Here is a 14,724-nt window from a genome sequence, read left to right on the forward strand (position 1 = left end):
TATGGCAGCCAAGCTCACCCATATCGACCAGACCGGCGCTGCCCACATGGTCGATGTCGGCGACAAGGCTGAAACCGAGCGTCAGGCCACGGCTGAAGGTGCTGTCAGGATGAAGCCAGAAACGCTGGCGCTCATTCTGGAAGGCAATGCAGCCAAGGGTGACGTTATCGGTGCCGCGCGCCTCGCTGGCATCATGGCTGCAAAGAAAACGGCTGATCTTATCCCGCTTTGCCACCCGCTGATGCTGACCAAAGTGTCGGTTGATATTGAGCCTGATCAGACACTTCCCGGTTTGCGTGTTCGTGCCACGGCAAAGCTTAAAGGCCGTACCGGTGTGGAAATGGAAGCGCTGACTGCCGTTTCCGTCACCTGTCTTACAATTTATGACATGGCTAAGGCCGTCGATCGCCATATGGAGATCACCGACATCCGCGTTTCGGCAAAAAGTGGCGGCAAGTCAGGCGACTGGAAAGCCTAATCTTTCAGACGAGAGGAAACCATATGTCCCTTCTCCCGGTCGATGAAGCACTTGCCCGCATCCTGAGCACCGCTGAGCCACATGGTTTTGAGCAGGTTGCACTTGCTTCCGCAGGCGGTCGTGTTGTTGCCAAGCAGGTCACAGCAAAACTGCGCCAGCCACCATTCGATTGTTCCGCCATGGACGGTTATGCGCTCATTGCGCCTCAGAACATCGAATATCCCATTGAGCTTACAGTGACCGGCGAATCGGCAGCGGGTAAGCGATTTGATGGACAACTCAATGAGGGTGAAGCTATCCGCATCTTCACCGGCGCACCCATGCCGGTCGGCGCTGACTGCATCGTCATTCAGGAAGACACCGAACGTTCTGGTGACAAACTGACGGTCCAACATGGGCTTGATAAAGGCCGTCACATCCGCCGCGCGGGTCTCGACTTTGCACCCGGCGACACCGTTCTTCCAGTTGGGCGGGAACTCGACGCCCCGGCACTATCTCTTGCCGCTGCCAGCGGCAATGCAACGATTTCCGTTTTCAAGCAGCCCCGAATTGCCATTCTCGCCACTGGCGATGAACTCGTCCCGCCCGGAGCACTCCCCGGTCCCGATCAGATTGTGGCCTCCAACAGTGTGGGAATAGCAGAGATCGTGCGCCGCGCAGGTGGCAAGCCCGAAGATATGGGCATTATCGTTGACGATCCGGCGAAGATCGAATCAGCGATAAGCCGGGTGCTCGACGATGACGTCGATATTCTCGTTACTATCGGCGGCGCGTCCGTTGGTGATCGTGATTACGTGCATGGCGCGTTGAAAAACTGCGGTGTCGACCTCGATTTCTGGAAAATCGCCATGCGTCCCGGCAAACCGCTGATGTATGGCCGTAAGAGCGTTTCAGGCAAAACTGTCCACATCATCGGTCTGCCGGGGAACCCGGTTTCCAGCCTCGTTTGCAGTCTCGTATTTTTACGTCCGTTGGTAGCCAAGCTATCCGGCACGGATCTGACCGCAGATATTCGTCCCGCAAAGCTTGGTCAGGCAATGAATGCGAATGATCACCGGCGCGATTTTGTTCGGGCAACAGTCGAGCAGGATTCTGATGGAACATTGATAGCAACACCTTTTCCCATCCAGGATTCGTCGATGCTTTCGGCTCTCGTTGGTTCCAACGCGCTGCTGATCAGAGAGGAGAATGTGCCCGCCGCAGCGGCTGGTGACGCCTGCACAATATTGATGCTGTAACGAACACATCCGATTCCACCACGCCGTTAATCATTTTAAAACCATTGCAGAACAAGACTGGAACATATAGTGTTCGTTCTGGTTTTGTTTTTATTTGATTCTGGTCCGGAGGGTGTAGCGCATGTTGACCCGTAAACAGCACGAGCTTCTGCTGTTCATTCATGAACGTCTAAAAGAGACGGGCATTCCTCCGTCTTTCGACGAGATGAAAGAGGCTCTCGATTTAGCCTCGAAATCGGGCATTCATCGGCTCATCACAGCGCTGGAGGAACGCGGTTTTATCCGCAGGCTTCCAAATCGCGCGCGTGCACTGGAAGTGCTCCGTTTGCCGGATTCCATTGCTCCCGGGCTGAACTCGCAAAAGAAATTTGCACCAAGTGTTATCGAAGGCAGTCTCGGCAAGGCGCCCCCTGCCCCCACACCAATGCGCCCTGCTCCAACAACTGCGAATGACGACGTATTGACCACAGTGTCTATCCCTGTGATGGGGCGTATCGCTGCTGGTGTACCGATCTCGGCAATCCAGAATCAAACCCATTCGCTCAGTTTGCCGCCAGAAATGATTGGTGCAGGCGAACATTACGCGCTTGAGGTCAAAGGCGACTCGATGATCGAAGCCGGAATTTTCGATGGCGACACCGTCATCATCAAACGCGGCGACACAGCCAATCCGGGCGAAATCATCGTTGCTCTGGTGGATGACGAAGAAGCGACGCTGAAACGTTTCCGCCGCAAAGGCGCTTCAATTGCGCTCGAAGCTGCAAACCCTGCCTATGAGACGCGGATATTCGGTCCTGACCGTGTTCGTGTTCAGGGCAAACTGATCGGTTTGATCCGGCGCTATTAGATCGCATCCCGAAAAGTGTGAAACGGTTTTCGGACAAAGATGCACGTTAAAACAAATATTTAGAGCGCCGATCTGATCCAATCAGATCGAAACGCGCTCTAAATCATTGGGGAAGATCAGAGCCGGGTGCGTTTTCTGCTCCGGCTTTCTTCCGATACTCACGGTCAGGCAGACCGCGTGCTGCTCGCGAATACAGGCGGTAGAGGTGCCAGGGTCGTGTCGGCGCATCGATAGAAAAGTTCAGTTTGTCCGCGTAATCGCCAATATTGCGAGGCATTGCAGGTGCGAAGCGATAAGTCTCGTGCTCGCTGACCGGCTCTCGTTCCGGAAACTTTGTCTGAGCCAATTTTTCTGCGTTTAGTTTTTGCCCTAATCTTATTTCAAGAGTTCCTTTTAGGGCCAGTTCCTGCCTGTCAACGACGAGCGAGCCTGACCGCTCACAGCTTAGTTTTTTTCCGGCAATAGCAAGAACAACAATATCGCCTACATTACAGGCAATCTCGAGCATATCTTCCCGCGCAGTATAGGCCAGCATTCGACCATCCCTGAGAGGAATGGTACAAAGCCCATCTTCGCAGAGAAAGGCGCGCTCATCAGTAACAACCGATTGTTTCTTCATTATGTGCGGGGGAACAAAGGCTTCAACCAGATAGGCTGTCTGCCAATTCTGCGCTGTGAATTGTGGTGGCCTGTTGCGGTTAATCGCGAAATTCCCATCCGATAATCGCACCGCCACAAACTTTGCATCTTCGCTGATAAGAATATCAGGCATCGGCGTTCGTATGAAAACGATCAGACCCAACACAACAAATGGAAGCGCCAGTAACCGCAGTCGCGTTGTGAACGTAACCGCAATTACGAGTGCTATCGTCCAGAAGATGAGCGTCGTGACCGGCATGATTCCGGGATTACCGTCAGGTGAAAGGTTGGCAACAAACTCCGCAATATGTCGCACGAGCAAAACGCCAAATCCCATGACCTGCAATGGCAGCCAATCAAGTTGCAGCGGCATCAACAACAGACTCAAAACTGCGAATGGCATCACCAGTATCGAAATAACAGGCAAGGCCAGCACATTACCGACAAGGCCCAAAGGGGCTGTATTATTAAAATGGTAAGCCGCAAAAATCCCGCTGGCCACGCCTGCTACAATGGACGTCGCAGCCGTGGCTATTGCTGGAGCGAAAAGTTTTGACAAATGTCCTTGCGCCGATAGCCGACGGTTTTCCATTCCAGACAATTTGCGGGCTTTCCGGTCACTCCACCAGGCGAAAGCCGCGATCAGCCCCGCTGTTGCCGAGAACGACATCTGAAAGCTCGGGCCCAATATCTCATGGGGCGAGAGGGCGATCATCGCAATTGCGGAAATCGCCAGATTGCGCATGCTGATCGCCGCTCGGTCTGCCAGAAGCGCAAAGAGCATAACTGCAATCATCACATAGCTACGCTGTGCCGCCACATCGGCCCCAGACATAGCAAGATAGAATGTACAACTGAGCAACGACAGAAAAGCTGCATATTTCTTTACCGAATATCGCGCACTAAATGCCGGAAACAGGGCGAACAACGACCGCAACGACATCATGACCACCCCGGCCGCCAACACCATATGCAGGCCTGAAATCGACAGGATATGCGCGAGCCCGGCTTTGCGCAGATGTTCATTGGTTTCTTCGCTGATCCCTGCTCGCTCGCCCGCGATCAGCGCTGCCGCAACACTGCCGTCTTCACCGGACAGCACCTCTGCAATCCTCTCGGAAACATGCACGCGCAACTGAGCAATAGAGCCTGCAATTTTTGCAGCTATGTCGCTTGGCCCGGGCACATCTACAATCTTCGGCGTCCCCAGAAAAAAGCCATTTGCGCCGATACCACCGAAATAAGCATGAAAACCAAAATCGTAGTTTCCCGGTCGTACCGGGCCTGACGCCACGCGCAGACGTGCAAAGCCGTTCAACCCACTCCCGATTGTCGTTTGGGCCGGGATATCACGCGCCGTAATCCGGATGCGTTGCGGTGCAAAACGAAGCCTGGGTCTCTGCGTTTCAAGAAGATCAAGCGTGACGCGCCAGCTACCATTGTCCCGATACTCGAGAGCAACAACCCGACCCGTGACCCGGGTTGCCACTTCAGAGCCGAGCATCCGGGTTCCACGTCGCTCCGTTTCAATCTTTCCGGCAACCATTCCGAGCTGGAGTGCTATCATGAGCGTCAATAGCTGTGACAGCAAGAAATGCCCGCGAGACAGAAGACGAACAAGGACAGACACAGTGAGAACCGAAGCAAGTGGCAACCAGGCAGGCTCGAACGACACCGTGAAATAGATAATCGCCCCGATACCCATGAAGATAGGAAACAGCAGGAAAAACATTCCTCTGCCGATTTCCCGCGTCATCGCTGCGGCAAAACTCTGCCGGACAACGAAAGCCAGTTCCTTCAACCGCTCGGCTGGTGTTCGTTGCCTTTTGGGCAGTACTGGCGGTGGGTCTTCAGTTGGTTTATAAGGCAGCCATTGTTCGGGTAATAAGGAACGTGCAAGACCGCCGGGCATGTCTTTGACAAACGCCCGTTCATTGATCTCCTGCGTTTCCCTTGTGCCCGTCATGCCCCCGCCTGACTGCAAAAGTGTCCCCCGCTAATCTAAAGAAGAATACCGGATTAGCGCGAAAGAAACTTCAAGCCCTTGCGCGCTGTGCTGCCTATGGTACATGAACGCCAGCCAAAATCGAGAGGGTTCCCGCATCGAGAATCCTCACCGCCTGTAGTCTGAGAACGAACGGGCGCTACATATTCAAAATTCCGCCTCGCACTGCGCATCCGCTGCAACCCAACGAGGCCTGTTATAGTGGAGCTGTCATGTCGAAACCGGTCGTAACCCGTTTTGCCCCTTCGCCCACGGGTTTCCTACATATTGGCGGAGCCCGGACCGCCCTGTTCAATTGGCTTTATGCCAAGCATAGCGGCGGCAAGATGCTGCTGCGCATCGAAGATACAGACCGCGAGCGCTCCACGGATGCGGCAACGGCGGCTATTCTCGATGGTCTGACATGGCTTGGTCTTGATTGGGACGGCGATGCCATCTCCCAGTTCGAACGCGCACCACGCCATCGCGAAGTAGCAGAAGAGCTGGTCGCCAAGGGCAAAGCTTATTATTGCTATGCTACGCCAGCCGAACTCGAAGAGATGCGCGAAAAGGCTCGTGCCGAAGGCCGCCCACCACGTTATGACGGCCGCTGGCGGGACCGTGCCCCGTCCGAAGCACCCGAAGGTGTAAAGCCTGTTATCCGAATCAAGGCGCCGCGGGAAGGCGAAACCCTTGTTCGCGATGCTGTTCAGGGTGATGTTCGCTTCCCGAACAAAGATCTGGATGATTTCATCATCCTTCGCTCCGACGGTACGCCAACCTATATGCACGCCGTCGTCGTGGACGATCATGATATGGGCGTCACCCACATTATCCGTGGTGATGATCATCTGACCAACGCCGCGCGTCAGACCGTGATTTACGATGCGATGGGCTGGGACGTCCCCCAGATGTCGCATATTCCACTCATTCACGGTGCGGATGGTGCGAAGCTCTCCAAGCGCCACGGCGCACTTGGCGTCGATGCCTATCGCGCGATGGGTTATCTGCCGGAAGCTCTGCGCAACTATCTGGTTCGTCTTGGCTGGAGCCATGGCGACGACGAAATCATGTCGACCGAACAGATGATCGAGTGGTTTGACGTCAGGGATATCAACAAGGGTGCTGCACGTTTTGACTTCCAGAAGCTGGAAGCCATCAACGGTCTTTATATGCGCAGTAGCGACGATAAGGCACTGTTCGATGCTCTGATCGCCGTATTGCCGGAAATCGAAGGCGGCAAAGAACTGGAAGCCTCTCTCGACGACAAGGGGCGCGCTCAGCTTCTCACCGCAATGCCGGGCCTTAAAGATCGTGCGAAGACGCTCGTTGAACTCGCAGACGGTGCTAAGTTCATCTTCGCGAAGCGCCCGCTTGCATTCGATGAAAAGGCAGCATCACTGCTCAATGACGAAGGTCGTGCGGTGCTGAAGGCAGCCCTTCCACATCTGGAATCAGTCAGCGAATGGACTGTGGAAGCGCTTGATGCCGCGGTTCGCGCCCATGCAGAAGCCACAGGCTTGAAGCTTGGGAAGGTAGCACAACCATTGCGCGCCGCTCTTACAGGTCGCGCTACATCTCCGGGTGTATTCGACGTACTGTTTGTGCTCGGGCGTGAAGAGTCCCTTGCACGCATAAAAGATCAAATCGTTTGAACTGTTAGCATTCACGCTGACGTGACAAAACGGGCTTAATTAGTCCAAATTACGCATTGCATCGCAAAATCATTGGGATAGTTTGGCGGGCGAAATCGTTTGGATAATGCGTTGAAAATCCGTTCTTCTACGGGGACGGGCAACACATAAAAACAATGCGGTTTCCCGCATAGGCGGGGAACACATAGATGTTACAAGAGACAAGTTATAACGACGATTAAAATTCAGCCGCCACACGGGCGGCAAAGTGGACACGAAAGGAAACACGATGTCAGATAAGACAGCAAGCTTTACCCTCGACGGCAAAACGTTCGACCTGCCTGTACGACAAGGCACTGTCGGGCCGGACGTTGTCGATATCGGTCCACTTTACAAGAATGCGAACGCCTTCACTTACGACCCTGGCTTCACTTCGACTGCTTCATGCGAATCCAAGATCACCTACATCGATGGCGACGAAGGTGTTCTGCTCTATCGTGGCTATCCAATTGATCAGCTTGCTGAACACGGTGACTTCCTCGAAACCTGCTACCTGCTGCTTTACGGCGAACTGCCAACAGCAACTCAGAAGGCTGATTTCGACTATCGCGTGACCCGTCACACGATGATCCATGAGCAGATGACGAAGTTCTTCACCGGCTTCCGTCGCGATGCGCATCCGATGGCCGTGATCGTAGGCTGCGTAGGCGCAATGTCCGCCTTCTACCACGACTCGACCGATATCACCGATCCGCATCAGCGCATGGTCGCCTCGATCCGCCTGATCGCCAAGGTACCAACGCTCGCAGCAATGGCCTATAAGTATCATATCGGCCAGCCATTCATGTATCCGAAGAACGATCTCGATTTCGCGTCGAACTTCCTGCACATGTGCTTCGCTGTTCCGTGTGAAGAGTACAAGGTTAATCCAGTTCTGGCACGTGCCATGGATCGTATCTTCATCCTGCACGCAGACCACGAACAAAACGCTTCGACTTCGACCGTACGTCTGGCCGGTTCGTCGGGCGCTAACCCGTTCGCTTGTATTGCAGCTGGCGTTGCCTGTCTCTGGGGCCCTGCCCACGGCGGCGCAAATGAAGCAGCACTCAACATGCTTGCAGAAATCGGATCGGTTGACCGCATTCCAGAATTCATCGCACGCGCCAAGGATAAGAACGATCCATTCCGTCTGATGGGCTTTGGTCACCGCGTTTACAAGAACTACGATCCGCGCGCCAAGATCATGCAGAAGACCTGCCATGAGGTTCTCGGCGAACTGGGCATCAAGGACGATCCGCTTCTCGATGTTGCTCTGGAACTGGAAAAGATTGCTCTGACTGATGAATACTTCATCGAGAAGAAGCTCTATCCAAACATCGACTTCTATTCCGGAATCACGCTGAAGGCACTTGGCTTCCCGACCGAAATGTTCACGGTTCTGTTCGCCCTCGCCCGTACCGTCGGCTGGGTTGCACAGTGGAAAGAAATGATCGAAGACCCACAGCAGAAGATCGGTCGTCCGCGTCAGCTTTACACCGGCGCTGCAGAACGCGATTACGTACCGGTTGCAAAGCGCAAGTAATCCAAATCAAAATAAAAAACCCCGGCAATTTGCCGGGGTTTTTGTTTGTATAGATTTTGAAAAATTAGAGCGCCGGGCGCCTTGTTGGGGGCGCAAAGATCGCTCTAACACCTTAAACTGATCCAAGTTTAAGGAATTATGCTCTAGAGCATTTCCAGCAAAAGCGCGAAGCAGTTTCGCGTCGGATAATGCGAAAAAACAAAGAGATAGAGCATTTCCAATGATTCAGGAAAAACAGGAAATGCTCTAGTGCTTTCTGCCATTTTCAGCAAGTTCAAGCAAAACGCGGGCACCGATCTCTCCTGATGGCCGCTCGGTGGCCATGATGGACGTCACCTTGTCGAAGCCATCGAGCTGAGCCTGCCGAAAAGCGCCTTTCTGCATCAATTGCTCAATATAGCGTGCAAGGTTGCCGGGCCTCACGGATTCATTGAAGAATTCCGGAACAACAGGCGCATCTGCGATAATATTGGGCAGTGCTGCACTCCAGATCGTAATTCTGGAAATCAGAAACTGACGTGCAAACCAATCCGCCTTATAGGAAAGAACAGTCGGAATATGCGACAGAGCCAATTCCAGTGAGACAGTGCCTGACGCAGCCAATGCAGCATCTGCGCGTGCAAAAGCCTGCCATTTTGCCTCGTCACCAGTCACGATAAGCGGCTTTACGACCCAGTCTTTGGATAGTTCACGCACCATTTCCTCAATCCGAGGCAATGTAGGCAGGATGACTTCGAGTTTTTCGACACGTGTTGCCAGTTCCGCGACCGCCTTGCCGAATGGCTCCATGAGCATCTGAACCTCTCCACGGCGCGAGCCAGGAAGCAGCAACAGGCAACGCTTGTCGTCAGGCCAGCGATTCTTTTCGGCGGCCTGCTGCGCTACCTGTACCTTCAGTATCGGTGCATAACTGCTGAGACGATGACCAACATAAGTCGATCGCGGACCATTGAGACGCGTCATCACCTCAACCTCGAACGGCAACACCGTCAAAACATGATCGACATAGGCTCGCATGGCTTTTGCGCGTTGCGGGCGCCAGGCCCATACACTCGGAGCAATATATTTTACGATTGGGATCGACGGATCCGCTGCACGTATTTTCTTTGCAACACGATGCGTGAACTCCGGACTGTCGATCAACAACACACAATCTGGCTTTTCGGCAACAATCCGCTTCGCGGTCTCACGGATACGCAGAATAAGACCTGGAAGGTTCTTGAGAATAGCGCCAAGGCCCATCAGAGCAATTTCATGCGGATCGAAAAAACTCTTCAATCCGCGCTCGGTCAAATGCTCACCCCCAACTCCGACGATATCGACAAGCCTGTCAGTCTGGTCGCGAAGAGCGTCAATCAGATCCGCACCAAGCAGATCGCCGGATTCCTCACCGGCCACGATTGCTATTTTCAATGGCCGGCTGGTTTTGCTCACCCTGTCGTGTCCTTTGTGCTTCGACTGATCGTCTCGATAAAAAGGCCTTTTTCATTTGCAGCGGCCAAGGTTTCAGCCAGGCCAAGAATGAAGGTGCGTCCTGCTTCAATTGCAATGCCGGACAGCCCCGCACGCGCCGCATTTTCCACCGTCGACACACCAATCGCGGGCAGATCAGCGCGCTCATCCTGTCTTGGTTTCGCCATTTTCACAAGCACCCCGCCACGACGCGAAATTCTGCCTTCCTCACGTAAGGCAAATACCCGCTCGATCATCAAGTCGGTGCCTTCAGCACCTTCCAGCGCGACAACCCGGCCGCCAGCTGCAATGGCCCCCTGACCGACATCGAGCTCGCCCAAACGAAGGGCTGCTTCCATAGCCAGCGCAATATTACCGCGCTCGCGCGAATCCGGGGCCAATCGTGTGAGACAACGTGCTGGTTCCGGCGACAACAGGTCTGGCACAACTTCGTGCGCTCCGACCATTTTGAAACCATAGCGTTCCAGCAGGCGCATAAACGCGCGTAGTAGCGCATCATCGCCCTGACTAAGCGCAGTCAGAACATAGCGCACGGCTCTTATAGTCGGCCAGTTGAGCTTCAAATCGCTTAAATGCGGACGATTACGAAGTCCACCGGCCAGAACCACTTGCGAAACGCCAGCGGAACGCATAGCGCGCATCAGCATGCCAAAATCGACCGCTGAAATTTCCTGATGGTCATAATTATACAGCGAAGCATCGGCTTCACCACGCAGTGGAAGCACAAAAGGCGGATTTCCATCCGCCTTTAAAGCCTCTGCCACCTTGATGGGCAAAAGACCATTGCCAGCAATGATAGCCGTGCGGGTGCGCTTAATCACGCTCTGCCCGCTATCAAGCGTCGTCACCGTCATCCATCGCTCCGCCTACGGATGAACCGAGCGGTGGGGTGCAATAGGCGCGTTTATTATCCACCAGAATGAAGGAGATAAGATCAGCCACACCGTCTGAATCCGGAATTGCCTTTAGAACGTCCTGCGCGCGTTCACGCACAGGCTTGGAGCGATCAAACAGCATATGCACCGCATGGCGCAAATTATGAATATCTTTGCGCTGCATACCCGAACGCTTCATGCCAATGATGTTCAAGCCGCCGAGATAAGCGTGGTTGCCAATTGCACTCCCGTAAGGAATGAGATCGTGCGCAAGTGCTGCCATACCACCAACAAAAGCATGATGACCAACGCGCGTAAACTGGTGAACGGCAGAACCACCGCCGAGAATGGCGTGATGGCCGATTTCCACGTGACCGCCAATCATCACATTGTTGGCGAATGTAACGTGGTCACCAACATCGCAGTCATGAGCGACGTGAGCATAAGCGAGAAACTGACAATTATCGCCAACACTTGTATATCCACGACTGCTGTCAGAACCGCGATGCATGGTAACACCTTCGCGGATGAGGCAGTTTGTGCCAACGATGAGCCTCGTCGGACCGCCTTTATGCTTTCCGTTCTGCGGATCGCAACCGAGAACGGCATGCGGATAAACCTTCGCGCCAGTACCAAGCGTTACCGCCTCCGTGACGACGACATGACTCATCAGTTCGGAACCGTCACCAATGACGGCGCCCGACTGAATATGACAAAATGGGCCGACAGATACGCCCTGTCCCAGCTCCACACCCTGCTCCACGAGAGCGGTAGGGTGGATAAAAGTTTCCTTCATTGAGGTACTCACGCCTTTTCTTCGGCTACGCCAACCATCGCGGCGACTTCAGCTTCGGCAACCTTTACGCCATCAACTTCCGCCACGCACTCAAATTTGGAGATGTTTCCGCGCTGTTTCACCTTCTTCACGTGAAGGTGAAGCTGGTCGCCCGGAACCACCGGACGGCGGAACTTGGCTTTGTCGATCGTCATGAAATAAACAAGGCTAGGCGCATCTGTTCCCTGTTTGAGAACAGTAATTGCACCGGCTGTCTGTGCCATGGCTTCGATAATAAGAACGCCTGGCATGATCGGCTTATCAGGAAAATGGCCGGTAAAATGCGGCTCATTAAACGTGACATTCTTGATACCTGTTGCAGACTGATCGCCATCAATATTGATGATACGGTCGATCAACAAAAATGGATAGCGATGCGGGAGCGCACGCAAAACTGCCTGAATATCTGCGGTTTCCAGCTTCTTCTGATTAGCATCACTCATCAGAGGATTGCTCCTTTCTTGGTTTCCCGATGCTCCGGATATTCGCGATATCTCTGAACCATTGTTTTATTGGTCGAGCAGGGACGCCCCCCCAACGCTCGCCATCGGGTATGTCATTCATTACGCCGCTTCCCGCAGCAATCTGTACACGTGAACCGATAACCACATGATCGGCAAGGCCTACACTGCCGCCGATCATGGTTTGATCGCCGATAACAACACTTCCCGAAATACCGCAAAGTGCGGCCACAACGCAAAATCGGCCAAATCGCACATTGTGCGCAATTTGCACCAGATTATCGATCTTGGTGCCCTCACCGATCACCGTGTCGTTCAAAGCGCCGCGGTCAATCGTGGTGTTGGCACCAATTTCAACATCATCCTGAAGGATTACGCGGCCGAGCTGAGGTACTTTTTCAAGACCTCTGGGGCCAGGCACGTAACCAAACCCGTCCTGCCCGATACGAACGCCCGGATGCAGCGACACACGATTTCCGATCATGGCAAACTGAACAGCTACACCCGGCGCGATATAGCTATCGCGACCGATCTGGCAGCCCTCACCGATAACGGCGGTTGCAGCAATGAGCGTACCTTTACCGATGCTGACATTCCTGCCAATCATCGCACCCGCTTCAATCGTCGCACCGTCTTCAATCTTTGCAGAAGGATGAATGAATGCAGCCGGGGAAATGCCTGTTTCACCAAGCCAGCTTTCAGGGCGCACAGATACAGGGAACAACATCCGCCCAACGGACGAAAAATCACGTTGCGGATTTCTGGTGACAAGTGCTGCCATACCGGAAGGAACGCTATCAGCCACATCTTCCGAGCAAAGAACACCTGCGGCTTTCATGCCAGCAAGTGCCGCAGCATTCTTTTTTCCGTCAACAAAAACGAGCGCATCTTCACTCGCATTGTTTAATGAAGCCAAACGTGCAACAGCACGCGGTGCAAACTTCGGGTTACGAAGTTTTGCACCGGTAAAATCTACTATATCGCCTATCGTGAGTTCACGAGAAGGCTTGAAGAAAATGGGATCTGCCATCAAAGCACTTTCTTGCCCGGGGCATGTCTGCCCCGGGAAAAGGCAAATCTATTAGAACTTGGTCGAAACACCAAAGTTGAAATTCTGAACCTTATCGGTATCAGCCTTTGCAATCGGGAATGCGTAGTCAAAACGCAACGGACCGAATGGCGAAGCCCACATCAAGCTCACACCAGCCGAAGCGCGAAGCTTCTTGTCGTCGCCGTTAACGCCCGTGGTATCATTTCCATACAGGGTTGCAGCGTCTGCAAAGAGAGCACCACGGATACCGAGGCTTTCCGGAACAACCGGCATCGGGAACTGAACTTCAGCCGTACCATTGAAATAGGTCGTTCCACCCATCCAGTAACGGTTGCCGTTTGCAGCATCCTGATAAGGACCGATACCGTTGAACTTAAAGCCACGGATCATATCCGAATTGTTCTTGAACAGATCAAAGATACGAACACCGTCATTACCAAATTCGTGGATGTAACCACCACCAACACCCAGCATACCGACGATGTCAGCTTCCTGCATAAGCGTAGTATAGTAATTACCCTTGAACGTGGTCTTTACATATTTGGCGTCGCCACCGAGACCCGCAAATTCCTGCGTGAACTTCGCATAAATACCATCATGCGGGTTCTTCATGTCATCAATGGAGTTGTAGGTAAGCGAGTAGCTAACCGACGAACGAATCCACGGGCTGAATTCTGCTGCATCGATAAGAGCAGGAGCATAATAGTTAGGATCAGGCTGACCATCTGGACCCGAAACGTACAGGTCGTACTTTTCCTGAACGAGGTTATAGGCCAGACCAGCTGAGAAGTTATCGGTGATCGGCAAGCCGAAACGGATCGTACCGCCCGTCTGCTGAACATCATAACGACCACCGCTATCTACGCGGTACGAGCGACGAAATACGTCGAAACCAGCCGACATGCGATAACCGAGGAAGTAAGGTTCAGTGAACGACAGCGCGTAGTTACGCATTTCGTCCTGACCTGCACCAGCACTGATTCGGATGAACTGTCCACGACCGAGGAAGTTACGTTCGGTAATAGCAGCTTCAACCTGCGCACCTGGCGATTCACCACCTGTTGTATAACCACCACCGATCGAGAATTCACCGGTCGACTTTTCGACGACATCAACAACCAGGATAACCTGATCAGGCTCAGCACCTGGAGCAGTCGAGATATTGACGGTCTGGAAGAAGTCGAGCGCTTCAAGACGACGCTTCGCGCGCTGAACCATGACCTGATTGAAGGCATCGCCTTCATTCATGTCGAACTCACGACGAATGACATAATCGCGGGTCTTGTCGTTGCCACGGATTTCGATGCGCTCAACGTAAGCGCGCGGACCCTGATCAACACTGTAAACGAGCGAAATCGTGTGATTGTCAAAGTCGCGGTCGCCACGCGGCTCGACCTTGGCAAATGCATAACCACTACCAGCGACATTTTCAGTGATCGCTGTAACGGAATCTTCGATCTGCTTGGCGCTGTAAGGCTTGCCTTCGCGTGTCTTGAGAAGACCGTCAAGCGCCTGCGCATCCACACCTTCAACGGTGCTTTCAACGCCTACATTACCGAAGGTGTAGCGCTGACCTTCATCAACGGTAACCGTGATCGTGTATTCGTTGGTCGATGGATCAAGCGTA

12 protein-coding genes are annotated in these 14,724 nt (G+C 53.5%); 5 read left to right on the top strand and 7 right to left on the bottom strand.

The window, feature by feature from the left end:
• Nucleotide 1: 1 nt before the first annotated feature.
• The 3 genes from moaC (at nucleotide 2) to lexA (ending at nucleotide 2,563) form a co-directional block, all read left to right on the top strand.
• Nucleotides 2-478, top strand: coding sequence for a cyclic pyranopterin monophosphate synthase MoaC (gene moaC / locus CEV33_RS06625; RefSeq protein WP_094539681.1), 477 nt, complete (start codon nucleotides 2-4; stop codon nucleotides 476-478).
• A gap of 23 nt (nucleotides 479-501) precedes the next feature.
• Entirely contained in the window at nucleotides 502-1,716 is a 1,215-nt protein-coding gene (locus CEV33_RS06630; protein ID WP_094539682.1) for a molybdopterin molybdotransferase MoeA, read from the top strand.
• Nucleotides 1,717-1,837: 121 nt separating this feature from the next.
• Nucleotides 1,838-2,563: a transcriptional repressor LexA gene (lexA, locus tag CEV33_RS06635; RefSeq protein WP_094539683.1), complete on the top strand. Its 726-nt coding sequence runs from the start codon at nucleotides 1,838-1,840 to the stop codon at nucleotides 2,561-2,563.
• Between the two features lie 103 nt (nucleotides 2,564-2,666).
• On the opposite strand, the gene CEV33_RS06640 is transcribed toward lexA, so the two are convergent.
• The gene (locus tag CEV33_RS06640; RefSeq protein WP_094539684.1) at nucleotides 2,667-5,168 is read right to left on the bottom strand and encodes a ComEC/Rec2 family competence protein; all 2,502 of its coding nucleotides are present in this window, start codon (nucleotides 5,166-5,168) and stop codon (nucleotides 2,667-2,669) included.
• 251 nt (nucleotides 5,169-5,419) lie between these two features.
• Here CEV33_RS06640 and gltX point away from each other — a divergent pair, with 251 nt between their 5' ends.
• Both gltX and gltA read left to right on the top strand, forming a co-directional pair.
• Entirely contained in the window at nucleotides 5,420-6,841 is a 1,422-nt protein-coding gene (gene gltX, locus CEV33_RS06645; RefSeq protein ID WP_094539685.1) for a glutamate--tRNA ligase, read from the top strand.
• A 268-nt stretch (nucleotides 6,842-7,109) separates the two neighbouring features.
• Nucleotides 7,110-8,402, top strand: coding sequence for a citrate synthase (gene gltA, locus CEV33_RS06650; RefSeq protein WP_024897092.1), 1,293 nt, complete (start codon nucleotides 7,110-7,112; stop codon nucleotides 8,400-8,402).
• Nucleotides 8,403-8,648: 246 nt separating this feature from the next.
• Here gltA and lpxB read toward each other — a convergent pair whose 3' ends face one another.
• The 6 genes from lpxB to bamA form a co-directional block, all read right to left on the bottom strand.
• Nucleotides 8,649-9,836 carry a lipid-A-disaccharide synthase gene (lpxB, locus tag CEV33_RS06655; protein WP_094539686.1) on the bottom strand — a complete coding sequence of 396 codons (1,188 nt, stop codon included), beginning with the start codon at nucleotides 9,834-9,836 and terminating at the stop codon, nucleotides 8,649-8,651.
• Nucleotides 9,833-10,729, bottom strand: a complete 897-nt coding sequence (locus CEV33_RS06660) for an LpxI family protein (protein ID WP_094539687.1) — start codon at nucleotides 10,727-10,729, stop codon at nucleotides 9,833-9,835. The genes lpxB and CEV33_RS06660 overlap by 4 nt, the downstream gene beginning before the upstream one ends.
• Nucleotides 10,710-11,546 (bottom strand): acyl-ACP--UDP-N-acetylglucosamine O-acyltransferase, encoded by an 837-nt coding sequence (lpxA, locus tag CEV33_RS06665; protein WP_094539688.1) that lies wholly within the window; start codon nucleotides 11,544-11,546, stop codon nucleotides 10,710-10,712. Before lpxA ends, CEV33_RS06660 begins: the two co-directional genes overlap by 20 nt.
• A gap of 8 nt (nucleotides 11,547-11,554) precedes the next feature.
• The gene (gene fabZ / locus CEV33_RS06670) at nucleotides 11,555-12,028 is read right to left on the bottom strand and encodes a 3-hydroxyacyl-ACP dehydratase FabZ (protein WP_094539689.1); all 474 of its coding nucleotides are present in this window, start codon (nucleotides 12,026-12,028) and stop codon (nucleotides 11,555-11,557) included.
• Nucleotides 12,021-13,076 carry a UDP-3-O-(3-hydroxymyristoyl)glucosamine N-acyltransferase gene (lpxD, locus tag CEV33_RS06675; protein ID WP_094539690.1) on the bottom strand — a complete coding sequence of 352 codons (1,056 nt, stop codon included), beginning with the start codon at nucleotides 13,074-13,076 and terminating at the stop codon, nucleotides 12,021-12,023. Before lpxD ends, fabZ begins: the two co-directional genes overlap by 8 nt.
• A gap of 51 nt (nucleotides 13,077-13,127) precedes the next feature.
• On the bottom strand, nucleotides 13,128-14,724 hold a 1,597-nt coding region (gene bamA / locus CEV33_RS06680), incomplete at its 5' end, for an outer membrane protein assembly factor BamA (RefSeq protein ID WP_094539691.1).

The sequence above is a fragment of the Brucella grignonensis genome (assembly GCF_002252505.1).
Taxonomy (GTDB): Bacteria; Pseudomonadota; Alphaproteobacteria; order Rhizobiales; family Rhizobiaceae; genus Brucella; species Brucella grignonensis.

Excerpts from the sequence above, each read along its gene's own strand:
- moaC (WP_094539681.1), top strand. The coding sequence starts at position 2 with ATGGCAGCCAAGCTCACCCATATCGACCAGACCGGCGCTGCCCACATG.
- CEV33_RS06630 (WP_094539682.1), top strand. The coding sequence starts at position 502 with ATGTCCCTTCTCCCGGTCGATGAAGCACTTGCCCGCATCCTGAGCACC.
- lexA (WP_094539683.1), top strand. The coding sequence starts at position 1,838 with ATGTTGACCCGTAAACAGCACGAGCTTCTGCTGTTCATTCATGAACGT.
- CEV33_RS06640 (WP_094539684.1), bottom strand. The coding sequence starts at position 5,168 with ATGACGGGCACAAGGGAAACGCAGGAGATCAATGAACGGGCGTTTGTC.
- gltX (WP_094539685.1), top strand. The coding sequence starts at position 5,420 with ATGTCGAAACCGGTCGTAACCCGTTTTGCCCCTTCGCCCACGGGTTTC.
- gltA (WP_024897092.1), top strand. The coding sequence starts at position 7,110 with ATGTCAGATAAGACAGCAAGCTTTACCCTCGACGGCAAAACGTTCGAC.
- CEV33_RS06660 (WP_094539687.1), bottom strand. The coding sequence starts at position 10,729 with ATGACGGTGACGACGCTTGATAGCGGGCAGAGCGTGATTAAGCGCACC.
- lpxA (WP_094539688.1), bottom strand. The coding sequence starts at position 11,546 with ATGAAGGAAACTTTTATCCACCCTACCGCTCTCGTGGAGCAGGGTGTG.
- fabZ (WP_094539689.1), bottom strand. The coding sequence starts at position 12,028 with ATGAGTGATGCTAATCAGAAGAAGCTGGAAACCGCAGATATTCAGGCA.
- lpxD (WP_094539690.1), bottom strand. The coding sequence starts at position 13,076 with ATGGCAGATCCCATTTTCTTCAAGCCTTCTCGTGAACTCACGATAGGC.